Origin of the sequence: Halopseudomonas sp. (assembly GCF_047631575.1) — a bacterium.
In the GTDB taxonomy this organism is placed as follows: Bacteria; Pseudomonadota; Gammaproteobacteria; order Pseudomonadales; family Pseudomonadaceae; genus Halopseudomonas.
In genome coordinates, this window is record NZ_JBLIAB010000010.1 from 21,427 (window position 1) to 46,067 (window position 24,641).

General features: G+C 55.9%; 22 protein-coding genes. 15 read left to right on the forward strand and 7 right to left on the reverse strand.

Translation table 11 applies throughout. The features are described 5' to 3' along the window. Window positions 1-120: 120 nt before the first annotated feature. A complete protein-coding gene (locus ACJAXR_RS14285) occupies window positions 121-2,223 on the reverse strand; it encodes a carboxy terminal-processing peptidase (protein WP_415058937.1) in 2,103 nt (700 codons plus the stop codon). A 112-nt stretch (window positions 2,224-2,335) separates the two neighbouring features. Here ACJAXR_RS14285 and ACJAXR_RS14290 point away from each other — a divergent pair, with 112 nt between their 5' ends. Further along, a complete protein-coding gene (locus ACJAXR_RS14290; RefSeq protein WP_415058938.1) occupies window positions 2,336-3,286 on the forward strand; it encodes an NAD(P)H-quinone oxidoreductase in 951 nt (316 codons plus the stop codon). A gap of 66 nt (window positions 3,287-3,352) precedes the next feature. On the opposite strand, the gene ACJAXR_RS14295 is transcribed toward ACJAXR_RS14290, so the two are convergent. The 5 genes from ACJAXR_RS14295 to minC form a co-directional block, all read right to left on the reverse strand. Then, the gene (locus ACJAXR_RS14295) at window positions 3,353-4,639 is read right to left on the reverse strand and encodes a M18 family aminopeptidase (protein ID WP_415058939.1); all 1,287 of its coding nucleotides are present in this window, start codon (window positions 4,637-4,639) and stop codon (window positions 3,353-3,355) included. Window positions 4,640-4,666: 27 nt separating this feature from the next. After that, a complete protein-coding gene (locus ACJAXR_RS14300) occupies window positions 4,667-5,302 on the reverse strand; it encodes an RluA family pseudouridine synthase (RefSeq protein ID WP_415058940.1) in 636 nt (211 codons plus the stop codon). Between the two features lie 50 nt (window positions 5,303-5,352). Beyond that, window positions 5,353-5,613: a cell division topological specificity factor MinE gene (gene minE, locus ACJAXR_RS14305; RefSeq protein ID WP_415058941.1), complete on the reverse strand. Its 261-nt coding sequence runs from the start codon at window positions 5,611-5,613 to the stop codon at window positions 5,353-5,355. After that, complete coding sequence (gene minD, locus ACJAXR_RS14310) at window positions 5,610-6,422, reverse strand: septum site-determining protein MinD (protein ID WP_415058942.1); 813 nt, start codon at window positions 6,420-6,422, stop codon at window positions 5,610-5,612. The genes minE and minD overlap by 4 nt, the downstream gene beginning before the upstream one ends. Window positions 6,423-6,544: 122 nt before the next feature. Next, window positions 6,545-7,312: a septum site-determining protein MinC gene (minC, locus tag ACJAXR_RS14315; protein WP_415058943.1), complete on the reverse strand. Its 768-nt coding sequence runs from the start codon at window positions 7,310-7,312 to the stop codon at window positions 6,545-6,547. Between the two features lie 111 nt (window positions 7,313-7,423). Here minC and ACJAXR_RS14320 point away from each other — a divergent pair, with 111 nt between their 5' ends. Further along, entirely contained in the window at window positions 7,424-8,386 is a 963-nt protein-coding gene (locus ACJAXR_RS14320) for a lipid A biosynthesis lauroyl acyltransferase (protein ID WP_415058944.1), read from the forward strand. Beyond that, window positions 8,383-9,570, forward strand: coding sequence for a patatin-like phospholipase family protein (locus ACJAXR_RS14325; protein ID WP_415058945.1), 1,188 nt, complete (start codon window positions 8,383-8,385; stop codon window positions 9,568-9,570). The genes ACJAXR_RS14320 and ACJAXR_RS14325 overlap by 4 nt, the downstream gene beginning before the upstream one ends. Before the next feature lie 3 nt (window positions 9,571-9,573). Here the strand turns inward: ACJAXR_RS14325 and rapA are convergent, their stop codons facing one another. Then, a complete protein-coding gene (gene rapA / locus ACJAXR_RS14330; RefSeq protein ID WP_415058946.1) occupies window positions 9,574-12,414 on the reverse strand; it encodes an RNA polymerase-associated protein RapA in 2,841 nt (946 codons plus the stop codon). 308 nt (window positions 12,415-12,722) lie between these two features. Here rapA and ACJAXR_RS14335 point away from each other — a divergent pair, with 308 nt between their 5' ends. The 12 genes from ACJAXR_RS14335 to alaS all read left to right on the forward strand — a co-directional run bounded on the left by ACJAXR_RS14335 (window position 12,723) and on the right by alaS (window position 24,598). After that, window positions 12,723-12,971 carry a hypothetical protein gene (locus tag ACJAXR_RS14335; RefSeq protein ID WP_415058947.1) on the forward strand — a complete coding sequence of 83 codons (249 nt, stop codon included), beginning with the start codon at window positions 12,723-12,725 and terminating at the stop codon, window positions 12,969-12,971. A gap of 39 nt (window positions 12,972-13,010) precedes the next feature. Continuing rightward, on the forward strand, window positions 13,011-13,202 hold the full coding sequence (locus tag ACJAXR_RS14340) for a hypothetical protein (protein WP_415058948.1): 192 nt from the start codon (window positions 13,011-13,013) through the stop codon (window positions 13,200-13,202). Window positions 13,203-13,341: 139 nt separating this feature from the next. Beyond that, on the forward strand, window positions 13,342-13,470 hold the full coding sequence (ccoM, locus tag ACJAXR_RS14345; RefSeq protein WP_415058949.1) for a cytochrome c oxidase subunit CcoM: 129 nt from the start codon (window positions 13,342-13,344) through the stop codon (window positions 13,468-13,470). Window positions 13,471-13,661: 191 nt separating this feature from the next. Next, a complete protein-coding gene (locus ACJAXR_RS14350) occupies window positions 13,662-14,315 on the forward strand; it encodes a tRNA-uridine aminocarboxypropyltransferase (RefSeq protein ID WP_415058950.1) in 654 nt (217 codons plus the stop codon). Window positions 14,316-14,500: 185 nt separating this feature from the next. After that, window positions 14,501-15,331 (forward strand): SDR family oxidoreductase, encoded by an 831-nt coding sequence (locus ACJAXR_RS14355; RefSeq protein ID WP_415058951.1) that lies wholly within the window; start codon window positions 14,501-14,503, stop codon window positions 15,329-15,331. A gap of 163 nt (window positions 15,332-15,494) precedes the next feature. Next, complete coding sequence (locus ACJAXR_RS14360; protein ID WP_415058986.1) at window positions 15,495-16,679, forward strand: thiolase family protein; 1,185 nt, start codon at window positions 15,495-15,497, stop codon at window positions 16,677-16,679. A 179-nt stretch (window positions 16,680-16,858) separates the two neighbouring features. Further along, window positions 16,859-17,848: a GlxA family transcriptional regulator gene (locus ACJAXR_RS14365; RefSeq protein WP_415058987.1), complete on the forward strand. Its 990-nt coding sequence runs from the start codon at window positions 16,859-16,861 to the stop codon at window positions 17,846-17,848. A 65-nt stretch (window positions 17,849-17,913) separates the two neighbouring features. After that, window positions 17,914-19,128: an aspartate aminotransferase family protein gene (locus ACJAXR_RS14370; protein WP_415058952.1), complete on the forward strand. Its 1,215-nt coding sequence runs from the start codon at window positions 17,914-17,916 to the stop codon at window positions 19,126-19,128. A gap of 14 nt (window positions 19,129-19,142) precedes the next feature. Then, a complete protein-coding gene (locus tag ACJAXR_RS14375; protein WP_415058953.1) occupies window positions 19,143-20,162 on the forward strand; it encodes an arginine N-succinyltransferase in 1,020 nt (339 codons plus the stop codon). 1 nt (window position 20,163) lies between these two features. Then, window positions 20,164-21,207 (forward strand): arginine N-succinyltransferase, encoded by a 1,044-nt coding sequence (gene astA / locus ACJAXR_RS14380; RefSeq protein WP_415058954.1) that lies wholly within the window; start codon window positions 20,164-20,166, stop codon window positions 21,205-21,207. An 89-nt stretch (window positions 21,208-21,296) separates the two neighbouring features. Next, entirely contained in the window at window positions 21,297-21,839 is a 543-nt protein-coding gene (locus ACJAXR_RS14385) for a glutathione peroxidase (RefSeq protein ID WP_415058955.1), read from the forward strand. A gap of 125 nt (window positions 21,840-21,964) precedes the next feature. Further along, complete coding sequence (gene alaS, locus ACJAXR_RS14390) at window positions 21,965-24,598, forward strand: alanine--tRNA ligase (RefSeq protein WP_415058956.1); 2,634 nt, start codon at window positions 21,965-21,967, stop codon at window positions 24,596-24,598. Window positions 24,599-24,641 lie beyond the last annotated feature (43 nt).

The window sequence follows — 24,641 nt, forward strand, 5'->3', positions numbered from 1 at the left end:
GTGTGCGGGGGGTGTTACAGGGACGTTACGGCGCATGCGTTTGGAGCATGGATAGTCAAAAAAAATACGCTTCTGCCATTGAAGGCAGCAGCGTATTGGTCGGATCTTGAGGGCTTAGCCTTAGCTCGCGCGGGCCAGTTGATGCTGAAGTTGCAGCAGATCGATCAGAATCTTGCCAGTCTCCGACAGGAAAGGGTCTTCCTGCATGGAGTCTTCATCGACCCCAGCCATCGCAGGACTTATCTCGGTCAGGGGATCGTCTTTGTCCAGCTTGTCTAGGGGCTCTTCACCGCGCGCAGTGCGTCGCGTGTTCTCGAGTAGAAGCAGACTGGCATCGAAGGCATCCTGCTGGCCCCGGCGTTTTGCCTCGTTAAGGGGTAAGTACTTACGCTCTTCAACTGTGCGGTTCAAATCAAGCCTGGCAAGAGTGTAAGCAAATTCGGGATCCGAGGCTGCACGCACCTTATGACGCTCCGAGAGCTGGTTCATGAAGGGCGCCAGATGACCGTCGGCGTCATACTTGGCTGGAGCAATCGTATCCCAGGGGAGGGCACCGGGTAGATTGCTCTCACCGATATCAGTTGCTTCCAGTAGTGACGGATAGTGAATGTCAGGAACGACGCCGCGGTGCTGGGTGCTTTGTCCCGACACTCGATAGAATTTCGCCAAGGTCAGTTTCAATTCGCCGTGGTTGAGCGGCTGGATTGATTGAACTGTACCCTTGCCAAATGTGGGCTCGCCGATAATGAGCGCTCGACCATAGTCCTGCAGCGCGCCCGCCAGAATCTCTGATGCGGAGGCGGACAGGCGATTGACCAGCACGGCCATTGGCCCGGAGTAGGCTACACCGGTCTGCGGATCGTCTAATACCTGCACATCGCCTTGGGTGTCCCGTACGAGTACGGTAGGGCCCTGATCGATGAACAGGCCAGTGAGCTCGGTTGCTTCCTGTAGCGAACCACCGCCGTTGTTGCGCAGATCCAGAACAATGCCGTCGACTTTCTTCTCTTGCAGTTCGCTCAGCAGGCGGCGCACGTCACGGGTTGTACTGCGATAATCATCGTCGCCCCGACGGTATGCCTTGAAGTCAATATAGAAGCCGGGTACTTGAATAACCCCGATGCGCTGCGCATCATCGCCCACACCGAATTCCAGTACCGTGGATTTGGCGGCCTGGTCCTCCAGTTTGATTTCCTCGCGTACCAGAGAGACCTTGCGGGTTGACAGGTCAGTCGGCGGATTGCTCGCCGGAATAACTTCAAGACGAACGTCCGATCCTTTTGGTCCACGGATCAATTTGACTACTTCGCCTAGACGCCAGCCCACAACATCAACAATTTCGCCATTGCCTTGGCCTACGCCAATAATCCTGTCGGCCGGTGCCAGCTGTTGGCTCTTGGCAGCCGGGCCGGCGGGTACCAGGCGGGTAATCTTGGTGTATTCGTCGTCGCTTTGCAGCACCGCACCAATTCCCTGGAGCGATAAGCTCATATTGATGTCGAAATTCTCCGCGGTTTCCGGTGACATATATTGGGTGTGCGGATCGTAGACCTGAGCAAAGGCGTTGATATAGCTCTGGAAGACGTCTTCACTGCGGGTTTGCGACAGGCGAAGCTGTTGACCCTTATAGCGCTTGCCGAGCATTTCCTGAATGGTCTTCATGTCACGTCCGGCTATTTTCATCCGCAACACTTCATCTTTGATTTGCTTGCGCCAGAGTTGAACAAGATCGGCCTCGTCGGTTGACCAGGCCGCTTCTTCCCGATCAATCAGTATGTCCTGATCACTGGAAAAATCGAGGGTGGCTAGATCGCCTTCGATCAACCCCTGGGCATATTCGAGTCGTTCCTCAAGTCGTTCCATCTGACGCTTGTACATGGCAAAACCGACACTGAGATCGCCAGCCAGCAGCAAGTTATCCATGCTGTAGCGATATTCTTCAAATGCCTGTACGTCAGCGGCAGTGAACAAGCTACGTTGCGGGTCGAGGTTCTTCATGTAGGTATTAAAAATTGTCTCGGACAACGCATCGTCCAGGCGGACTTTGTTGTAATGATGTCGGCGCAGCAGTTCGACCGTGTTGAGACTGGCTAACATTTGCTCGCGAGTAGGTTGCAGACTGTCGAAGTCGATGGGGGTAGGTTGATCTGCCGCCAGAGCACCGAAGCCGATGGCAAACAGCGCAACGAAACAGGTTGAGCGCAGGAGATTGGATAATTTCATCAAGAGTTGTCGCTTCCGGGAGGAGAAAGAATTGAGCAATTGCAAGTTTAGTCTCGATAGGCGAGTCTTGGTTCCCATCTTTATTTAGTTGATATTTCACTATGGAGGCACTGTGAGAGGATTGCAAGCTGAGGGCGGCGCGCTTCAATGGCGCGAGCAGCCCGCTGTAGAGCTGACGACAGGACAAGTGCGGGTGGCTATCAAGGCTGCTGGGCTTAATCGAGCGGATTTGTTACAAAAAGGCGGCATGTACCCTCCTCCGGCTGGTGTGACGCCGGTATTGGGTCTGGAGTGTGCTGGTGAAGTCATTGAGGTCAGTGGATCCAGCCGTTGGCAAAAGGGTGATCGTGTCTGCGCGCTGCTTGCCGGCGGCGGAATGGCTGACGAGGTGGTGGTCGACGGGCGGCACCTGCTACCTGTTCCGGCTGGCTTGAGTTGGGCTGATGCTGCGGCGATTCCTGAAGTATTCAGTACCGCATGGCTCAATGTATTTGAGCTGGGTGCTGCCAAGCCAGGTGAAAAGGTACTGATTCATGCTGGTGCCAGCGGAGTCGGGACTGCCGCCGTCCAGCTGTGCAAAGCGTTTGGAAACCCGTGCTGGGTGACGCTGGGTAGTGAGGAAAAGCTGGAAGCGTGCAAGGCACTGGGTGCGACGGGGGGTGTTATTCGTCAAAACGGTATTGTTTCTCTGCAGTCCGAGGGGCCTTTTCAGGTTGCGCTTGATCCGGTGGGTGCCAACTACGCCAGCGATCATCTCGATTTGTTGGGTCTAGATGCACGTTGGGTGCTCATCGGTCTGATGGGCGGCCGTGAAGCCAAGCTGGATTTGGCGAAAATGTTGATGAAACGTATTACGTTGATCGGCTCAACACTGCGCACGCGAGATGCCGACTTTAAGGCGGGTCTGCTCGCGCGGATGGAAGAGCGCCTTTGGCCGCTGTTTGCCGAGGGCAAACTCAAGCCCATGGTTGCAAAGACCTTTGAATTTGATCAGGCAGAGAAGGCATTTGCCGAGCTTGCCGCCGATCAGATCGTCGGCAAAGTGATACTCGTCAGGGAGTAAAGCCTGGATTTGCACGGTACTCACACTGTCTGAAAAGCAATGGGTACCGTGCGCATGATGATGATTTCATATCAGTTGGGTGGCGTTAAAGAACTGCGTCAATACCCGTATCAGGTAATCGGTATCCCGGCTCCCGGCCATTTCCCGGATCGAATGCATGGCAAACGTTGGTACACCAATATCCACGGTACGCACGCCCAGCCTGCTTGCCGTAATTGGGCCGATTGTACTGCCACAGCCCATATCACTTCGCACCACGAAACTCTGAACGGGTACCTGAACCTGTGCGCACAGCTCGCGAAAGAACGAGGATGTCTCGCTGTTGGTCGCATAACGTTGGTTGCTGTTGATTTTGATGACCGGCCCCGCGTTCAGTTTTGGGCCGTGATTGCCATCATGTCGATCTGCAAAGTTGGGGTGTACGGCATGGGCGTTGTCTGCCGAAATCAGAATGGAACGCTGGATGCTACGTATGCGCTCGCGTTCATCAGGCAGGATGCGTTTGAGTACATCCTCTAGAAAGGGGCCGTCGGCGCCGCAGGCCGAACTCGAGCCTACTTCCTCATGGTCGGTACACACCAGTATGCAGGGTTGCCCGGCGTCACTGGCGAGCAAGGCGGTCAGGCCGGCATGGCAGGAAAGCAGGTTGTCCAGACGCGCCGAGCTGAAAAAATCATCTTCGAGCCCTAGGGTGCTGGGTGGCTGGGTGTCGTAGAAACTCAGCTCGTAGTCCAGTACTTGCTCCACCGAACAGTCGGCATGCTCGTGAATCAGTTGCGTGCGGAGGATATCGCGCAGATCGCGCTCAGGCTCCAGGCAGTGTGCCACGATCGGTGGTAGATCGGTCTGAGCATTGATGGACAGAGCATCATTGACACCCCGGTTCAGGTGGATCGCCAGGCTGGGGATCGTGGCTATTGGCCGGCGGAAATCGATCAGCCGGCTTTGCATGTCGCCATGGCTAGTACGAAAGGTGACGCGTCCTGCCAAGGACAGGTCTCGATCAAACCAGGGCGCAAACAGCGCTCCGCCGTAGACCTCTACACCGAGTTGCCAGAGCCCCTGTTGGTTTATTTCAGGTTGCGGCTTGACGCGAAGGCAGGGGCTGTCGGTATGTGCGCCGACCAGTCGCAGACCCTGTTCCAGGTTGCCCAGAGTGAAGGCGATCATTGATGATCCGTTGCGGGTTACCAGATAGCGTCCGCCCGGTTGCAGCTGCCAATCCGCCCGTTCATCAAGCTGTTCGAAGCCTGCTGCCACGAGTCTGTTAGCCATATTCAGGGTGGCATGAAAGGGTGTCGGAGACGTTTGGATGAACTTGGCGAGTTGGTGGTTGGTAGCGCTATGATTCATGCGTGTGCTCCTAAATGATATTTCCGCTCAAAAAGGAGCTGGACTGTCGAATGTCATTCGCTCACCCGTCACCGGGTGGCTGATCACTAACCGGGCAGAATGTAGGGCCAGACGGGGGCATGCTGCGAGCGCCTCTGGATGGGCGTACAGCTGGTCACCGAGGAGCGGGTGGCCGATAGACAGCATGTGAACGCGCAACTGATGCGAGCGGCCGGTAATGGGCGTCAGTTCGACCCGGCAATATGCCGGCTGCCGATCCACTACGCGCCATAAGGTTTGCGCGTGTTTACCCAGATCATGATCCACTACGTGCCGTGGTTTGGTTGGCGGATCATAACGCAGCGGGAGGTCGATGTGACCGTCGTCCGCGTCGGGCTGACCCCAGCAAAGAGCGACATACATCTTCTCGGTCTCGCGGTCGTGAAACTGACGCGACAGTTCGCGATGACTTTCGGCGTTACGGCCTAGTACCAGCAGGCCGGATGTCTCCCAGTCGAGGCGATGCACGATACGCGCCTCTGAATAGCCGTTGTCCTGCAGGCGGGTAATTAGACAGTCTTTATTGTCCTCGGCACGACCGGGCACCGAGAGCAACATAGAGGGTTTGCAGACAATCAGGAAGGCGGGGTCCGCATGCAGGATCGCGATATCGGTTAATGGCATCGGTTTACCGAAGTGTTTCCAGGCACCCGCCGAGGGTGCCTGGTGATGACTCAGAGGCGCTCGGGCAGCGTGATGTTTAGTTCCAGGATCGAACAGTCGTCCTGATTCTCCAGAGCAACGTGCACTTGATCACGGTCTATCTTCACGTATTTGCTGATCACGTCGATCAGTTCCTGCTGCAATTGCGGTAGGTAATCGGGCTGGGACCGTTGCCCCCGCTCGTGGGCAACAATTATTTGTAGTCGCTCCTTGGCCGTGGCCGCCGTACTAGGCGGCTTTTTGCGGTCGCGGAAATAATCGAAAATACTCATCCGCGACCTCCAAACAGGCGCTGTAGAAGGCTTTTCTTTTCCTCTTCGAGGAACCGGTGAGGGGTCTCTTCACCTAGCAGACGGGAGACTGCATCGCTGTAGGCTTGGCCTGCATCGCTCGTATCATCCATGATTACCGGTACGCCCTGGTTGGATGCTTTCAACACCGCCTGGGACTCGGGAATGACGCCCAGCAACGGGATCGAGAGGATGTCCTCGACGTCGGTTACTGAGAGCATTTCACCATTGGCCACTCGGGTCGGGTTGTAGCGGGTGAGCAACAGATGTTCGCGGATCTTTTCGCCGTTCTCGGCGCGGCGCGATTTACTTGCGAGCAGCCCGAGCATGCGGTCTGAATCGCGTACCGACGAGACCTCAGGATTGGTCACAACCACCGCTTCGTCGGCAAAATACATTGCCAGGTGGGCGCCTTTCTCGATACCTGCGGGTGAGTCGCAGACGATGTAGTCGAAGGTCTCTTTCAGCTCGTTAAGTACGCGCTCGACGCCTTCTTCAGTTAGCGCGTCCTTGTCGCGTGTCTGCGAGGCAGGCAGGATGAACAGCTTGTCGCACCGTTTGTCCTTGATCAGGGTCTGGTTGAGATTGGAGTCGCCGTTGATCAGGTTGACGAAATCATAAACCACGCGGCGCTCGCAACCCATTATCAGATCAAGGTTGCGCAAGCCGACGTCAAAATCGACGATAACGGTCTTGAATCCGCGAAGGGCAAGCCCGGTACCAATGGCGGCGCTGGTAGTTGTTTTGCCAACGCCGCCCTTACCTGAGGTGACGACAATTATCTTAGCCAAAATGACCTTCCTGTCCATTAGTTTGAGTGATCTGGATGCGCCGCGATGATGTTTCGCGAGAAGCCTTGTAGTGGCCCTAGGCTACGGTTTTCGGGCGTCCACCAATTGTTGCACAGTATCAATCATAGGGCTGTTATCTTCAAGCTGTCACCCTCCAGATAGACATGCACTGCGGTCTTCCAGAGCGCTTCCTTGCGAAGGTCTTCGGCCACCTTGTATTGGCCGGCGATGGATACCATTTCGGCTTCCAGCGACTGACAGAAAATCCGCGCATCAGTGTCGCCTCGCACGCCCGCCAGTGCGCGGCCTCGCAGAGGGCCGTAGACGTGAATATTGCCGTCGGCGAGCAATTCGGAGCCAGCGCTGACAGGCGCCATCACTATGAGATCGCCGCCCGGCGCATAGACCTGCTGTCCTGAGCGAATGGGTTGGGTAACAATCTTGTTCTGGCTCGGCGGCGACTGAGAGTCAGGCGCTGGCGCTGCTGAGCCTTGCTGCGCGGCGGGGGATATTTCGGCGCTCTTCGGTATGTCCACCGCCCGCTCTCTGCCACGGTTTGGTGGCATCAGTACCAGGCCGCTCTGCTGCGCCAACGGGCGAAAGTTCTCGCTGCCACGAAGTGCGACGGGTAGCAGCCCATGGTTCCGGCATATCTGCAGTAGCCCGGCCAGGGTGCTGACGTTCATGTGCGCGTCAAGCTTCTCCAGACTAAGTACTACGGGCGTATCACGGAACAGATTGGGTGCCTGGGCTGCTTTATCCCCAAGTTGTCGGGCAAAACGGCCGGTGTCCAAACGGACAACTTCGATTACCGTAACGGTCAGCATTCCCCCCTTCAAATTGAATACGGGTTCGTTATCCAGCAGGTCGAGATTGGTATCAGCAGTCATTTCAGATCCACGCAGCACAGTTTGTGGGCACACTTATATAGATTGACCGCGTTGATCGCAAGCTGCGCGCGGCTTGGGTAGAATGCATCTTTTAGCTAAATGGCGTTGCTTATGAGTGCTCCGGTTTTTCGTCCGGCCCTGTTGCATCCTCGATATTGGCCCCTCTGGTTCGGGTTGGGTGTGCTTTGGTTGGTGGTGCGTCTCCCGTACGCTGTCCTCATGGCTATGGGACGACTCCTCGGTAGGGGGATGTTTATATTCATGCCGGGTCGCCGTCGCGTTGCTGAGATTAATCTCGCGCTGTGTTTCCCACAATGGTCCGATGAGCGACGCGCGCAATTGCTGCGTGACAACTTCGAATCCAACGGTATTGCGCTGTTCGAAACAGCTATGGCGTGGTGGTGGCCTTCTGATCGATTGAGGCGGTTGGCACGAGTTGATGGTCTGGAGCACCTGCAACAAGCCGCTTCGGCGGGGCAGGGGGTGGTGTTGATATCATTGCATTTCACCACTCTGGAGCTGGGTGCAGCCTTGCTTGGGCAGCGAGTCACGATCGATGGCATGTATAGAGAGCATCGTAATCCGGTGTTTGATCTGGTGCAGCGTCGCGGTCGTGAGCGGCATAATGCTGATGCCAGGGCCATCGAACGTGAAGACGTCCGCGCGATGTTTAATTCCCTGCGTGCAGGCCGTGCAATCTGGTACGCGCCAGACCAGGATTACGGTCGTAAGGCGAGTGTTTTTGTACCGTTTTTTGGCGTAATGGCGGCCACAGTAACGGCGACCAGTACCTTTGCTCGCCTTGGTAAGGCTCAGGTCATTCCGTTTATCCAAACGCGGCTGCCGGATGGGCAAGGTTATCAGCTCACCGTGCATCCACCGCTTACAGATTTCCCCGTCGGCGATGAAGTGGCCGATGCGTTGCGGATCAATCAATGGATTGAGCAGGTGATTTTTGAACAGCCTGAGCAGTACATGTGGGTGCATAGACGCTTCAAGACGCGGCCCGAGGGGGAAGAGCGATACTATGCCCGGCGGCCCAAGCGCAAGCGCACGCCCAGGATACGTCCGTGAGCGATACGATTGAACCGGCGGAATGTGTGCCAGGCACCACCGGGCTGGTGCTTGCCGGCGGTGGTGCCCGCGCCGCTTATCAGGTTGGCGTCTTGCAGGCGATTGCAGAATTGCTGCCAGATAGCGCAGTCAATCCGTTCCCGGTGATCTGTGGAACGTCAGCCGGGGCTATCAATGCACTGGCCTTGGCGACCAATGCCAGCGACTTCAGTAACGGTATAGCGCGTCTGAGCTATGTCTGGTCGAATTTTCGTTGCAATCAGGTTTATCGTTCCGATTGGCCGGGGGTGGTAGCCCAAGCGCTTCGCTGGACTGGGGCCAACCTGTTCGGGATTGGTCGCAGTGTGCCAACTTCGCTATTGGATAATCGGCCCTTGCGGCATCTGTTGGAGAAGCATCTGCAGTTTGGCCGGATCGAGGGGGCCTTGAGTAAAGGCCATTTGCGAGCCGTCTCGTTGAGCGCTTTCGGTTACCAGTCAGCCCAATCCGTTAGCTTTTATCAGAGCCATGAGCGTATCAAGCCCTGGAGTCGCCATCGTCGGGTAGGCGTGCAGACGCAGCTGGGTATTGATCACATGATGGCTTCGGCTGCCATCCCACTGCTGTTCATGCCAGTCAAGTTGGGGCGCGAATGGTTCGGCGACGGTGCAGTTCGCCAGCGGGCGCCGATCAGTCCGGCACTGCATTTGGGCGCTGATCGGGTGTTGGTGATTGGCCTGTCGGATAATTTATACGATACGGTTAACATCGGACGAAGTGTCAGAAAAACGACCAGCGCGCTGCCGCCAACGCTGGCGCAAATGGGCGGTCATTTACTCAACAGCACCTTTGTCGACAACCTCGAGAGTGATCTGGAGCTGCTTGAGCGAATGAATCGATTGGCGCACCATATGCCTGAAGGCGCGCGTCAGCATGGCAAGGGCCTGTTGCCCGTGGATATCATGATCATTGCGCCAAGCGAGCCACTGGATCTGATTGCCGCGCGCCATCGCCGTTTGTTGCCTGCATCTCTGCGCACGTTTCTGCGTGGTAGCGGTGCAACCCGGGCGTCCGGGGGTAGTGTGCTGAGCTACCTGCTGTTCGAGGCGCAATACTGCCAAGAGCTGATTGCGCTTGGTTATCGTGATGCAACAGCCAAGCGAGAAGAGCTTCAACATTTTCTGGGATTGGTCTGTCCGCTCTAGCGATCAGCCAACCACCAGAACTCGGATCGCATCTAAGCGGATTTTGGCCTGATTCAGCAGCGACAGACCTTCAGCCTTGTGCCTTTCCAGCGTTAGGATTTCCTCGGGCCGCACCGTCGGATTGATGTCGCGGAGTGCTTTCAGTCGATTCACTTCTTCATCCAGGTCCATCGTGAAGCGGCGACCCGCTTCCTCAACCAACCGGTCATGTTGCACGTCGGCGAGAACTTCAGCCTTGTTCAGCATGGTCTGGATGAGGTCGCGCTGACTTTTCGCGATTTTGGTTGCCAGATGACGTGGCACGCTGTCCAGTTGGGCGTCCAGCGTATCGAACGCGACCTTGGCGGCAAGATCATTGCCATTGATATCCAGCAGGCAGCGGACAGGCGTCGGGGGCAAATAACGCTGCAGCTGCAAAGCTCTAGGCGCGATCGCCTCACTCACAAACAAGCATTCGAGCAGCAGCGTCCCGGGCTTGAGCGCCTTGTTCTTGAGCACGGCTACGGCGCTATTACCCATGCTGCCAGCCAGTACCAGATCCATTCCGCCTTGAAGCATCGGATGCTCCCAGGTGATGAACTGCATGTCTTCGCGGGTGAGTGCCGTATCACGATCGTAGGTGATCGTCACGCCTTCTTCATCGCCCAGCGGGAAGCTGGCGTCCAGCATCCGCTCGCCGGGCCTGAGGATGAGTGCATTGTCGGAATGGTCTTCGCTGTCGATACCAAAGACATCGAATAAGCGTTCCATATAAATAGCTAGTTGGAAATCATTATCCTGCTTCTCGATGGTCTCAATCATCTTTTGCGCGTCGCCATGACCACGTGAATGAATCTCCAGCAATCGGTCGCGACCAGCGTGCAGTTCGTCTTCGAGCTCCAGTCGACGGTTACGGGCCTCAGCGAGTAATGCGGTCCAGTCTTCGGGATGGGGGCTGTCCAGCTGCTGTTGCAGTTGGCCGCCGAATTCATGTTGCAATGCATTGCCAGTCGGACAGGTTGCCTCGAACGCATTAAGCGCCTGTTGATACCAGACAAACAGGCGTTCCTGAGCAGTATCTTGCAGATAGGGCACATGCAGCTCGATGGTGTGCTGCTGACCAATTCGGTCTAGACGTCCTATACGCTGCTCGAGTAGGTCGGGATGGGCCGGCAAGTCGAACATGACCAAGTGATGGGCAAACTGAAAATTGCGCCCTTCACTGCCAATCTCCGAGCAGATCAATACCTGAGCGCCAAATTCCTCGTCGGCGAAAAACGCCGCTGCGCGGTCACGCTCGATAATTGTCATACCTTGGTGGAATACGGCGACGGGAATGCCGCTGCGCACGCGCAAAGCGTCGTCTAGGTCCATTGCAGTGCCTGCGTTAGCGCAGATAACCAGCACCTTGCTGCGTTTGAGCGTCTTCAGGGTGTGAATCAGCCAGGCAACCCGCGGGTCTTCCTGCCACCAGGGTGCTGAGGTGGTTTCTGTGCTGCTTTGAAAATCCGTTTCGGGGTGAAGCGCGCTACGGCCCTGCAAGTCCAAATAGAGCTCAGGGCATGGCAGGGGGTGTGCATGCAGTTGTCTCTCGGGGAAGCCAGAGATCGCAGCACGTGTATTGCGGTATAGCACCCGGCCCGTACCATGACGATCCAGTAGCTGACGTATCAAGCTATCGCGTGCCTCAGTCGCATGGCTATCGGTTTTCTCAAGTTTGTCGAGCAGCTCATCAGCTGCACCACCGAGCCAGCGACTGATGGCTTCACGCTCAGAGGGGGTCAAGAGTTTAGTGTCCAGCAGTGTTTGTACTGCTTCCGCCACGGGCTGGTAACTGGCGGTTTCGTCGCGGAATGTCTCCAAGTCATGGAACCGATCCGGGTCCAGTAGACGCAGGCGGGCAAAGTGGCTGGCCTGGCCAAGTTGTTCAGGCGTAGCGGTGAGCAGCAATACACTGGGAATGCGCTCGGCAAGCTGTTCGACCAGTTCATACTCCGGGCTGGGTTCGTCTTCATCCCAGACCAGGTGATGGGCTTCATCGACCACCAGCATATCCCAGTCGCTAGCCTGCAGACATTGCCGCGCAAATGGGTTGTCGAGGAGGAATTCCAATGCGACAAGCGCCAGTTGCTCCTCTTCGAACGGATTGTCTTCAGCGCCCTGGCAGCGTTCGATGTTGAACAGCGCGAATCTCAGATTGAAACGCCGCTGCATCTCAACCAGCCACTGATGCTGTAGGTTCTCCGGCACCACGATCAGTACGCGTCTGACTCGGCCGGTCTGTAACTGGCGGTGAATGACCAGACCCGCTTCGATAGTCTTGCCCAGTCCGACTTCGTCGGCGAGCAGTACCCGCGGCGCAATTCGATCGGCTACATCACGGGCGATATGCAGCTGGTGCTCTATCGGCTGGGTGCGTACTCCGGCTAGGCCAAGCAGCGGCGAGTGTTGAATACGGCAATGGTGGCGCAGGCTCTCGTAGCGCAAGCTGAACCAGGGCAAAGGATCTATCTGACTGGCAAATAGCCGATCGCTGGCAAGTCGAAACTGGATGAAGTTGTCGAGCATGGTTTCGGCGAATTCTGCGGACTCGTTGTTTTCCTTTAACCCGCTATAGACCAGCAGTCCATCTTCCTCGCGGACGTTGGATACGGTCAGTCCCCAGCCTTCATGGTGACTGATGGTGTCGCCAGGGCTGAACCGAACGCGGGTCAGAGGCGCATTACGCAACGCGTAATGGCGGGTCTCTCCGCTGGCAGGAAAGAGAATAACCAGTAACCGCTCGTCGGATGACAGCAGCGTGCCGAGTCCCAGTTCTGATTCGCTGTCACTGACCCAGCGTTGCCCCGGGGTAAATACCGTCATGCCGCTCTCCTGCCGATCCGGAAAAGGCGAGTATGTTAACCGAACATGCTCGGCGCAGAAACCGCTTATCCCGTAGGCTCGATGGCAACCGTACAGAGACTAATGCTGATTCTTGTGAACTAGGTCACACATCCTGCGGATAAAGAAAGTGTTTGTATGGTCGATAACATAAGATGAGAATTATTGAATCAAGGAAATGGGTCCTGACTTGGGACACATTATTTACTTAAAGGCATCGGGACGGATACTGTCGTCAACGCTGCTCATCAGTGCATCGGCCAGCATTATCGAGGCCAAGCGAGGCGGCAATGCTCATACCCAATCTTCCTGTGCTCGGAGCTCAGCAGGATACGATAAAGACCAAGCGTAACGTGCAACCTACGGCTGAGGCCGAGCCGGTGCATGAACATATTCGGCAAGCAGGTGAGCGCCGGCAGCGCGACGAGGGATACCTGCCTGATCGTCGGCGCAATCGGGCGAGGCGCAAGCGGGTCAATGAGCGGCATGATCTGGCTGATCTGCCCAGCAAGGGCTTGCTGGTTGACATACAAGTCTGAAGCGATGCTAACCTTGGCAAAAGTGCTTGGACTAATGCTGTGACTGAAGATACTGAAATCCCCCCTGTAATTGACTTTAAAACTAAGCGTCGTGAGCGGCTGCATGTGGTTCACGATGCGCGCCTTGAGCAAATGCGCAGCGAGTTTGAAAAAGCTTTCCCTTTGCCGAGCAAAGCCAATTCCAAAGTCGGCAAATCCCTTAAGAAGAAAAAGAAACCTCGAAAGTCCTGATTGCTGGCCAAGAATTTCAGCAGCCGGAGGCGTTATTGCTTCGATCAGTTTATTTCCCCTCCTAATATTGATCCTCGTCAATAACCCTGATTAATTGCAGGGGTATTCTCTGATCATGGGCAACGAGAGGAGAACACTCATGTATATCGACGAAGTGGTAATTGCCGGAATAGCGACAGTAGGTCTTATGGTGGCATTCATGGGTGGCGTAGGTCTGTTCATTTGGCGCGACAGCCACAAGAAGGACAGTCGCAACAAAAAAGCCTGACCATTTCCGGGTTTGTCTATTGGCCGGGCTCGACACAACGCATGGCTCGCAAGGCCTTTAGCGGATGCTCCAAGGAGGTCCGCTTTTTTTATCTTGAAAGGAGGGCGCGCTGGATCTCCGAAAACCCACGCCCTTTCGGTTGGCGGCGCGAATGAGGTAGCATTCAACCAGTCTTGATTCCGCGAGTAGCCGTGAACGCCCCCAAACGCCCCCGCTGCAGCATTTGCCTGCGCCCAGCGCTCCTTTGTCTTTGTCCGCTGGTTCCTTCGCTGGATTCGACGGTCAGTGTGCTAGTGATCCAGCACCCCCAGGAACAGCGCCATGCGCTAAATACCGGGCGATTACTGGTAGCTGGCTTGATTCAGGCTGAACTGTTGGTGACCGAGCGTATCATGCCGGGGTCTGCATGGAGCACGCTGCTCAGTGATCCGTCCTGGCGTACTGAATTACTCTTTCCCGGGCTTCAAACATCTCTATTGATGCCTTCGTCTCTCGAAGACCAACGGCCACGCCGGCTGGTACTGCTCGATGGTACATGGCGCAAAGCGCGTAAGATTTTGGCACTCAATCCGCTGTTACAGCAGCTACCTCGTGTGTGTCTGCCTGATGGGTTGGTCAGTCGCTACCGTCTGCGTAAAACGGACGTCCCCAACGCACTTTCAACTATCGAGGCCGGGGTGCAGGCATTGCAGCAGATAGATCCGGATTCTGATTATTCGCTAATACTGCGGCCGTTCGAGGCGCTCATTGAAGGACAGATTCAGGCGATGGGCTCGGAATGCTTCGCCCGCAACCACACTCGCTCGGGTTCAAAGCCAGGCAGCTCAGAGCCGCAGGCGCGCTAGTTCTTGGGTCGGCGATTCACTCGACTAAGTGAGAAGCCCAGCCGGTTATTCGCAAGGTTTATAATGCTCGGTTTTTGCTAGCCGCTGATCTGCTTGTGTTTAGACTGATTCACGAAGTTCGAATCGAGACAAAAATAAAAAGTGCATCCCAGATTTTTGGTCTGGCGCAAGCAGAGGTAGAAAACATGCAGTCAAACATGCAGACCGGTGGGCGGCGCGTAATAGTCACGGGAGCGGGCAGCGGCCTGGGTCGCGAACTTGCGCTGCGCTATGCCAAAGAGGGTGCGCGCCTGGTGTTGGCGGATATTCAGGAAGCGGGGCTCAAAGATACTCTGGCAATGGTGGGGGCCTTGGGTGGTAAGGGTTTCTGGCAACGCTGTGATGTGCGTGATTTCAGCCAACTGGCCGCCCTGGCGCAAAGCTGCGAAGAGCGCATGGGTGGCTTGGATGTACTGATCAATAACGCCGGCGTGGCATCGGGAGGCTTCTTCTGGGATCTCAGTCTAGAGGATTGGGAATGGCAGATCAGCATCAACCTGATGGGGGTAGTCAAGGGTTGCAAGGCATTTATGCCGATGCTGATGAAACAGCGTCAGGGTCGGATTATCAATATTGGCTCCATGGCAGCCTTGATGCAGGCGCCCGGGATGAGTAATTACAATGTGGCGAAGGCCGGCGTTGTGGCGTTGTCAGAAAGTCTGCTGGTAGAGCTTCAGCCATTAGGCATCAAGGTCAATGTGGTCTGCCCTTCGTTTTTTCAGACCAACTTGCTCGACTCGTTTCGCGGTCCCGATCAGGCTTCCAAACAGCAAATAGCCAAATTGCTGGAGAGCTCGCCGATTACTGCAGCTGAGATTGCTGATATTGTTTTTACCCAGAGCGAAGCAGACACTTTCATGATCTTGCCTCATGAGAGTGGGCGCGCAGCCTGGGCTGTCAAGCAGGGTAATCCTCAGGTGATCTATGACGAGATGATCCGCCTGGCTGTGAAGAAAATGGCGCTGGCGGAGAGTTGAAGTTCGTTCCCCTGCCGATTGCATGTTTTAATATCACGCAGAATGATCATGCTACCCGCGCTGCGGTGGGGGTTTTACTCTCCGTGGCCTGCAAAAGTCCCCAGCCGAAGGGACTGCCATGATTGTTCCCCATTTACTGCCCAACCTGAACAGAGGTATCAAGATGCGTGAAGTGGTTATCGTAGACAGCGTTCGCACCGGCCTGGCCAAGTCTTTCCGTGGCAAATTCAATATTACGCGGCCTGATGATATGGCGGCTCATTGTGTCAATGCTCTGCTTGAGCGCACGGGTGTCGACCCGATGCTGATCGATGACTGCATTGTCGGTGCTGGCTCCAACGAAGGCGCCCAGGGTTACAACATCGGTCGCAATGTGGCCGTGCTCTCGGGTCTGGGTATCAATGCGGCCGGGATGACGCTGAATCGCTTTTGCTCCTCGGGTCTCCAGTCGATCGCAATCGCTGCAAATCAGATCGCTTCCGGTTGCTCCGATGCGATCGTTGCCGGTGGTGTCGAATCCATTACCATGACGGCGAAGAGCCGCAATACTGACCATCTTTACAATCCACGGTTGCAGGAAGAGCTGCCAGGCATCTATTACCCCATGGGTGATACCGCTGAGGTTGTGGCGCGTCGTTACAACGTCAGTCGTGAAAGCCAGGATGCCTACGCGCTGCAAAGTCAGCAACGTACTGCACGCGCTCAGTCAGAAGGGCTTTTCAACGACGAAATCGTACCGATGGCAGTTAAATATCAGGTGCAGGACAAAGCGACGGGCGAAATCAGTATTGTCGACGGCGTAGTGGATGTCGATGAGTGCAACCGCCCAGAAACGACACTTGAAGGTCTTTCCAGTCTGAAGCCTGTATTTGCCGAAGACGGCTCGGTCACTGCCGGTAACGCCTCCCAGTTGTCAGATGGTGCTTCGATGACATTGGTTATGAGTCTGGAAAAAGCCTTGGAGCTTGGTCTCAAGCCCATCGCTTATTTCCGCGGCTTTACTGTAGCCGGCTGTCAGCCCGACGAGATGGGTATCGGACCCGTCTACTCGGTACCCAAGCTGCTCGAAGCTCGCGGTCTAAAGGTTGAAGATATCGATTTATGGGAGCTGAACGAGGCGTTTGCGTCCCAATGTCTGTATGCGCGCGATTTTCTGGGTATTGATAACGAGAAGTACAACGTCAATGGCGGCTCGATTTCGATCGGTCACCCGTTCGGTATGACGGGCTCCCGTCAGGTTGGTCATATCGTTCGTGAGCTGCAGCGCCGTAACTTGCGCTACGGCATCGTGACCATGTGCGTTGGTGGTGGCATGGGCGCGACAGGTTTGTTTGAAGCCTATCGTTAAGTTCTACTGAATCAGCTGTACACCAGGGACGCATTGCATTTGCACTGCGTCCCTTTTTTGTGCCCGAGATTCGAGTGGGTCGCTGCCAGACATCGAATGCTTGTGGCACAATAGGTTTTTGTTGATGGCAGGTCTAATAAGGGGCATGTTCAGTTGGCGTGGCAAGCGCGGGTCAATGCATAGTGGGTGAGCTGCGGCAGGTAGCCTTTTTGTTGTGGCCGGGAACACACCCCGCTACCGTTATGCCGGCTCTGGCAGTCTTGCATGCGGCTAACCGAATGGCGCAAGCTGAGCTGTATCAGGTTCATTGCTTCACGCTGGATGATCAGCCACTGATCAGCGCCGAAGGCTGGCAACTTCCTGCCCGACCATGGAGCGGTGAGTGGGTCCGCCATGCCCAGCTTTGGTTAGTGGCTGACAGTATGCTACTGCCGTCTTCAATTCCTGCAGGGGTCGCTAAGCAGTGCCGCATACTGGTCCGCGACGGTGTGCCTGTCGGCGCGCTCGAAGGTGGGATTTATCCGCTGGCCATGAGTGGCCTGCTGGACGGACACAGATGTGCCGTGCACTGGCGAATGCTCGACGATTTTCGCGAACGGTTCCCGGCGGTGATTGCCGGAAACGAGCTTTTTCAGGTGGATCGTGGTCGTCTGAGCAGTAGCGGAGGCCAGGCGACACTGGATTTTTTTCTCAGCTTGCTGGCTGAAGAGCGTGACCCCGATCTGGCAGCAATGGTGGCAGAAGAGCTGGTGGTCGAGCGCCTGCGTGACGGTAGTGAGCGGCAGCGTGTGCCATTGCGCAATCGCCTCGGAAGCACGCATCCCAAGCTGACTCAGGCGGTTATCCTGATGGAGTCAAACATCGAGGAGCCGTTAACTACGGATGAGATTGCCCGGCATGTCTGTGTCTCGCGTCGGCAGTTGGAACGTATATTCAAGCAGTATCTCAATAGCGTACCGTCACAGTACTATCTGGAACTGCGCCTCAGTCGCGCTCGGCAGATGTTGCTGCAAACCAGCAAGTCAATTATCCAGATTGGCTTGTCCTGTGGCTTCTCGTCGGGGCCACATTTTTCCAGCGCGTACCGCAATTGCTTCGGTATTACGCCGCGTGAAGACCGCAATCAGCGCCGCGCGCAACAGGCGATGGATGTGATCGTGCGCGTCTGACCCGTTAATGGCAGGCAGATAGAGTTAAAAAGTACAGGGCCCACGGGGCGAAGGAGAGTAGGCGGATGTCAGATGCAATGCAGGTAGGTCGGGCTGATTTTGACCGTGTCATGGTGCCCAATTACGCGCCGATAGATATGATTCCGGTTCGTGGCGAGGGCTCGCGTCTGTGGGATCAGCAGGGCCGGGAATATGTCGATCTTGCCGGTGGTATCGCTGTTAATGTACTGGGACATGCGCACCCTGAGCTGGTCGAGGCACTAACCGACCAAGCGGGTAAGCTCTGGCATGTATCCAATGTGTTGACCAATGAACCGGCGTTGCGGTTAGCGAGTAAATTGGTTGCTGCCACTTTTGCAGACAAAGTGTTTTTTGCCAATTCCGGTGCCGAGGCTAACGAAGCGGCTTTCAAGCTCGCTCGCCGCTGGGCGCATGAAACAGTCGGCCCGGATAAACATGAAATAATTGCCTGCACCAATAGTTTTCATGGGCGCACTCTATTCACCGTCAGCGTGGGCGGCCAGCCCAAGTACTCTCAGGGTTTTGGCCCCGCTCTGGAGGGAATCGGTCATGTTCCCTACAACGATCTGGCTGCCCTGGAACAGCGGATATCCGGCCGCACCTGCGCAGTGGTGATCGAACCTGTTCAGGGCGAGGGTGGAGTGATTCCCGCTGCGCCCGGTTATCTGCAAGCGGCGCGGGAGTTGTGTGACCGGCATGGCGCTTTGCTGATCTTTGACGAAGTTCAAAGCGGCATGGGGCGGACTGGAAAACTGTATGCCTACATGCACAGCGGTGTAACGCCGGATATCCTCACCAGCGCCAAGAGCCTGGGTGGTGGTTTTCCCATTGCGGCGATGCTCACAAGCAACTCCATTGCAGCGCATTTTGCCGTGGGCACGCACGGCAGTACCTATGGGGGTAATCCGCTGGGTTGCGCAGTTGCCGAGCGGGTGCTGGACATCGTTAACAGTGAGAAGGTCCTCGCCGGTGTGCAGGTCCGCAGCACCTTGCTGGTTGAGGGCATCATGACGATTGCTCAGGAGTTCCCGGTGTTTTCCCAGGTCCGTGGCAGCGGGCTTTTGCTGGGCGCCGTGCTGGCTGAGGCCTGGCGTGGACAAGCACGACAAGTTCAGGAAGCAGCCCAGCAGGCGGGACTCCTGGTTCTGCAGGCGGGGCCTGATGTCATGCGTATCGCCCCAAGCCTGGTGATCAGCGAAGCTGATATTGCCGAGGCCATGCAGCGCCTGCGTCAGGCGCTTGCCAAGCTGATCGGATAATCGCGGAGAACGCCATGCTGGTACAACGCCTGAGCAGAGTATCGGATCTGGCCGAAATACAGCGTCTGGCTGTCTCCAGCCCTGCGGTCATCAGTGCATGGCCGGACGACTCAGCCCTGCTGGTCGAAATCCTCGAGTTATCCGAGGCGTCAATGACTGGCGAAATCGGTTTCAGCGGTGAGGAGCGCTATTTTTTCGTCATCGAAGATGTGACCAGCGGCAGGCTCGTGGGGTGCAGTAGCGTGATCGCTTGCGCCGGATTCAGCGAGCCGTTCTATACTTTTCGTAATGAAATGTTCGTCCATGCTTCTCGACAGTTGGGCCTGCATAACCGTATGCATGTACTGTCTTTGTGCCACGATCTGACTGGGCACAGTCTGCTCTCCGGGTTTTATCTTGAATCGGATTGTCAGCACGCGGAGGCTGTTGCGTTGAATGCTCGCGGCCGGTTGCTGTTCATGGCCAGTCATCCCCAGCGCTTCGCCGAATCAACGTCGGTTGAGTTAGTCGGGGTTAGCGACGATGAAGGGAATGCGCCGTTCTGGGACGCTGTCGGTAGGCATTTCTTTGCTGTCAGTTACAGCGAGGCGGAAAAGATCGGGAATAGCCGCGGCCGTAGCTGTCTGGCTGAGCTGATGCCTGGTTATCCAATCTATGTGCCCATGCTCTCGGATGCCGCGCAAGAAGTTATCGGTCAAGTGCATCCGTCCGCTCAAACCGTTTTTGATCTGTTGATGGAAGAAGGTTTCGAAGCGGACAATTACGTCGATATATTCGACGGAGGCCCTGTTGTGCACGGCCGTACTCGGGAATTACAGACCATACGCAGTAGCCTGATAGCCACGGTTGAAATAGGCCCGATGCAGGAAGGAGGTCTGAAATGGTTGGTTGCGAACCAATGCACGATCGATTTTCGTGCCTGTGTGTTGAGCCTGACGTTGACCTCCGGTGCTCCGTTAGTGCTTGATCAAGCCACGGCAGACCTGCTTTGCGTGGAAGCTGGCGATACTCTGCGTCTGACGAGGGAGATCTGAGATGTTGGTGCGTGCGGCACGGGTTACGGATCTTGAAGCTCTGTTGGAGCTGGCGAGGACTGCCGGAGCGGGTCTGACTACCCTGCCAGCAAGCGCGGAGCGATTGTTGCGGCGGTTACAGAATGTAGAGCAGAGTTTTCTTGGCGGGGTGGACCGGGCGGACAGTGATTATTTGTTTGTGCTGGAAAACGAGGATGCGAAAGTAGTGGGGACCAGCGGCATGCTGGGGTCGGCCGGCATGCGCGAGCCTTGGTATAGCTATCGAATGGGGCTGACCGTCGCGGCAAGCCGCGAACTCGATGTCTATCGCCAGCAGCCAACGCTTTTTCTGGTTAACGACCTGACCGGTTCGACCGCATTATGCTCACTGTATCTGTCAGCAGAATACCGACAGAGCAACACCGCGCGGCTCATCTCCAAAACACGATTTCTGTTCATGGCCGAGTTCGCCGCATCGTTCTCGTCGAAAGTGATCGTGGAAATGCGTGGCCGATCTGATCGTGACGGGCGTTCGCCTTTTTGGGACAGTCTCGGACAGCATTTTTTTCGTATGGACTTTGCCCGTGCCGACTATCTTACGGGTATGGGTAACAAGGCATTTATTGCCGAAATGATGCCGAAATTCCCCTTGTACGCCTGCTTTCTCAGTGAGGCCGCGCGTGACGCCATCGGCAAGGTGCATCCTGATTCGGAGGCGGGGCTGGTGATTGTGCAAGAAGAAGGGCTGAGCTATCAGGGCTATATCGATATATTCGACGGTGGGGCAACCCTTGAAGCGCCGCTGACTCAGATCCGTTCGGTCAGTGAGAGTCGAGTCCTGGTGTTGGCTATCGGTACGCCAGGTGAAGACGCTGAGCCGTTTTTGATTCATAACAGGGGACGGCAAAATTGCCGCATTATTAGCGCTCCTGCGCGCATGGCAGCAGGCACCCTGGTGGTCGCGCGTGACTGCGCCGAACGGTTGGGAATGCGCTCAGGAACACCGGTCAGAGCCGTTAGGCTATCAAGCGGCCAGCCGGCTGATGTTCAGCCATACCAAAGGTGACACACCGGCTTACACGAACAGGCTTGGCCCACTTTCACGGCGTTCCTATACTGCTTCCTTCACAAGACTTTTTCACTGGAGCCGTGCGCATGCGCCGTTTTATCGCGATATCCCTATTCTTTGTCAGCATTCTCGGGAGTCAGTCGGTTATGGCGGACTGCGCCACTATCCTGAAGCACGAAATGCCGGCGCTGCGTTCCAAGGAAACAGTCGATCTCTGCGAACGCTTCGCTGGCAAGCCGTTGCTCATCGTCAATACCGCCAGTTTTTGTGGCTTTACACCTCAGTTCAAGGGACTTGAGGCGGTATATCAGCGCTACCGATCCCAAGGTCTGGAAATCCTCGGTGTGCCATCGAATGATTTTCGACAGGAAGCTACGGATGCCGAAACCGTTGCTGACGTCTGTTATGTCAATTATGGCGTGACTTTCGCGATGACCGATCCCCAAGTAATAACCGGTCCCGGTGCTCACCCGTTGTATCGTGCTCTCACTGCGGCCGCCGGCGAAGCCCCGGCGTGGAATTTTCACAAGTACCTGATTGATCGCAATGGTCAGGTCACCGGCAGCTTTGCCAGTCAGGTGGCGCCTGATGATCCCGCTTTGCTCAAGGCCATAGAATTGGCCCTGTGAGGGGCGATCTCTTTACCACAATCGGCGTGCGGTATGATGCATGTGGATGCCTGATGCTTATATAATGCGCGCCTGATCTGGTCTGCGCGCTCAGCGCAGACACACCCGATTTTGGTAGGGGACCTATGAAAAGCGCTGAGATTCGAGAAGCCTTCCTTCAGTTCTTCGAGCAAAAGGGGCACACACGTGTTGCCTCGAGCTCGTTGATTCCGGAGAACGATCCGACCCTGCTGTTTACTAATGCGGGCATGAACCAGTTCAAGGACTGTTTCCTGGGGCTGGAAAAGCGCGCCTATACCCGTGCTACCAGTAGTCAGAAGTGTGTCCGTGCCGGCGGCAAGCACAATGATCTTGAAAACGTGGGTTATACCGCGCGTCATCACACCTTTTTCGAAATGCTCGGCAACTTCAGCTTTGGTGATTATTTCAAACGTGAGGCGATTCTTTTCGCATGGGAATTCCTCACTTCCGAGCAGTGGCTAAATTTGCCCAAGGACAAGCTTTGGGTGACCGTTTACGCAACAGATGATGAGGCCTATGCCATATGGACTCAGGAAGTGGGTGTTCCTGAGAAGCACATGGTGCGTATCGGCGATAACAAGGGCGCACCCTATGCTTCGGATAACTTCTGGGCCATGGGTGATACCGGACCTTGCGGCCCCTGCAGTGAAATATTCTATGATCACGGCCCGGCAATCTGGGGCGGCCCCCCTGGCAGTCCGGAGGAAGACGGTGATCGTTATATCGAAATCTGGAACAACGTCTTCATGCAGTTCAATCGCACTGCCGACGGCGAGATGCACCCCCTGCCTGCACCCAGTGTTGATACCGGCATGGGCCTGGAGCGCATCAGTGCGGTCATGCAACATGTGCATTCGAATTATGAGATAGACCTGTTCCAGAATCTGCTTAAAGCCTCCGCCGAAGCAATCGGTTGCGAGCAGGATGATGCAGCATCACTCAAGGTAGTTGCAGATCATATACGTTCATGCAGCTTTCTGATCGCCGACGGTGTAGTGCCCTCCAATGAAGGAAGGGGCTATGTTTTGCGGCGCATCATTCGTCGGGCTTGTCGCCATGGCAACAAGCTTGGCGCCCGCGGTGTGTTCTTCCATCGTATTACCGCAGGTCTGGCTGTCGAGATGGGCGAAGCCTTTCCGGAGCTCAAAACGCGGCAAGCACAGATTGAAAGAGTCCTCAAAACCGAAGAGGAGCAGTTCGCTAAAACCCTGGAGCAGGGTCTCAAGATCCTCGAGCAGGACCTGGCTGAACTGCAGGGTACTGAGATTCCAGGTGAGGTGATCTTCAAGCTGTATGACACCTTCGGATTTCCAATGGATCTGACTGGCGATATCGCCCGCGAGCGTGGACTGACGCTGGATGAAGCGGGTTTTGAGAGTGCGATGCAGGCCCAGCGCGAGCGTGCGCGCTCGGCCAGTCAGTTTGGCCTGGACTACAACAACTTCGCAAAGATTGATCTGGAGACCGAATTCCAGGGCTACGAGGATGCGGTAGGCAGCGGGCAGGTTGTGGCGCTTTTCCGTGAAGGTCAGGAAGTGGACTGGCTGAAAGATGGCGAATCAGGTGTTGTGATACTTGATAAAACGCCATTTTATGCAGAATCGGGTGGTCAGGTCGGCGATACCGGGTACCTGGAAAAGGGTGATATGCGCTTTGACGTTCGTGATACGACCAAAAGCGGTTTGGCCCACCTGCATCGAGGTGTCATCGCCCTAGGTGAACTGCGCAAGGGCGATATCGTGCACGCGGTGGTCGACGATCACATTCGCCAAGCGACCAAGCTCAATCACTCGGCGACGCATTTGCTGCATGCAGCGCTGCGCAAAGTACTTGGCGAGCATGTGCAGCAGAAGGGTTCACTGGTTGATAGCCAGCGTCTGCGTTTTGACTTCAGTCATTTTGAAGCCATCAGTGCGCAACAACTGCGTGAGATCGAGGACATGGTCAACGAACAGCTCCGTCTGAACACGCTAGTAGCGATAGAAGTGACAGACATAGAAACGGCCAAGAGCAGGGGCGCCATGGCGCTGTTTGGCGAGAAGTATGGAGATCAAGTGCGGGTTCTGACCATGGGTGATGGTTTCTCGGTTGAGCTTTGTGGTGGCACGCATGTCAGCCGCACGGGTGATATCGGTTTGCTGAGAATGACCAATGAGAGCGGTATCGCTGCGGGTGTGCGTCGTATTGAAGCGGTCACAGGGTCCGCGGCCCTTGGCTTGATCCATGAAGGTGATGACCAATTGCGTCAGATTGGCCAGATAGTGAAAGGCACGCGTGAAACGGTGCTGGAAAAGGTCAGTATGCTGGTAGAGCGTACCCGTCAGATGGAAAAGGACATTGAGCAGCTTCAGGCAAAGCTGGCCAGCGCGGCGGGCAGCGATATGGCGGCCGAGGTGCAACTGCTCGGTGGCATGCAGGTTCTCGTCAAGCGAGTGGACAAGCATGACGGCAAGGCGCTTCTTGCTTTGGTCGACCAGCTCAAGAACAAGCTCGGCTCGGCTGTGGTACTTCTTGCCGGCGAACAGGACGGCAAGGTTGTTTTGGTAGCCGGCGTGACCAAGGATCTCACTGCTCAGGTCAAAGCGGGTGACTTGATCCGTAATGCGGCCGCGGTTGTGGCTGGCAAGGGCGGTGGTCGTCCTGATATGGCGCAGGGCGGCGGTACGGATGTGGACGCTATCGACAGAGCGCTTTCCGAGGCGGTTACCTGGCTGGCTCAGCAATCTAATGCACAGTAATAAAATGATGCAGCTTCCTATGGAGGCTTGCAGAACCGTCGGG

Excerpts from the sequence above, each read along its gene's own strand:
- ACJAXR_RS14285 (WP_415058937.1), bottom strand. The coding sequence starts at position 2,223 with ATGAAATTATCCAATCTCCTGCGCTCAACCTGTTTCGTTGCGCTGTTT.
- ACJAXR_RS14295 (WP_415058939.1), bottom strand. The coding sequence starts at position 4,639 with ATGAATCATAGCGCTACCAACCACCAACTCGCCAAGTTCATCCAAACG.
- ACJAXR_RS14300 (WP_415058940.1), bottom strand. The coding sequence starts at position 5,302 with ATGCCATTAACCGATATCGCGATCCTGCATGCGGACCCCGCCTTCCTG.
- minE (WP_415058941.1), bottom strand. The coding sequence starts at position 5,613 with ATGAGTATTTTCGATTATTTCCGCGACCGCAAAAAGCCGCCTAGTACG.
- minC (WP_415058943.1), bottom strand. The coding sequence starts at position 7,312 with ATGACTGCTGATACCAATCTCGACCTGCTGGATAACGAACCCGTATTC.
- ACJAXR_RS14320 (WP_415058944.1), top strand. The coding sequence starts at position 7,424 with ATGAGTGCTCCGGTTTTTCGTCCGGCCCTGTTGCATCCTCGATATTGG.
- rapA (WP_415058946.1), bottom strand. The coding sequence starts at position 12,414 with ATGACGGTATTTACCCCGGGGCAACGCTGGGTCAGTGACAGCGAATCA.
- ACJAXR_RS14335 (WP_415058947.1), top strand. The coding sequence starts at position 12,723 with ATGCTCATACCCAATCTTCCTGTGCTCGGAGCTCAGCAGGATACGATA.
- ccoM (WP_415058949.1), top strand. The coding sequence starts at position 13,342 with ATGTATATCGACGAAGTGGTAATTGCCGGAATAGCGACAGTAGGTCTT.
- ACJAXR_RS14355 (WP_415058951.1), top strand. The coding sequence starts at position 14,501 with ATGCAGTCAAACATGCAGACCGGTGGGCGGCGCGTAATAGTCACGGGA.
- ACJAXR_RS14360 (WP_415058986.1), top strand. The coding sequence starts at position 15,495 with ATGCGTGAAGTGGTTATCGTAGACAGCGTTCGCACCGGCCTGGCCAAG.
- ACJAXR_RS14370 (WP_415058952.1), top strand. The coding sequence starts at position 17,914 with ATGTCAGATGCAATGCAGGTAGGTCGGGCTGATTTTGACCGTGTCATG.
- ACJAXR_RS14375 (WP_415058953.1), top strand. The coding sequence starts at position 19,143 with ATGCTGGTACAACGCCTGAGCAGAGTATCGGATCTGGCCGAAATACAG.
- astA (WP_415058954.1), top strand. The coding sequence starts at position 20,164 with ATGTTGGTGCGTGCGGCACGGGTTACGGATCTTGAAGCTCTGTTGGAG.
- ACJAXR_RS14385 (WP_415058955.1), top strand. The coding sequence starts at position 21,297 with ATGCGCCGTTTTATCGCGATATCCCTATTCTTTGTCAGCATTCTCGGG.
- alaS (WP_415058956.1), top strand. The coding sequence starts at position 21,965 with ATGAAAAGCGCTGAGATTCGAGAAGCCTTCCTTCAGTTCTTCGAGCAA.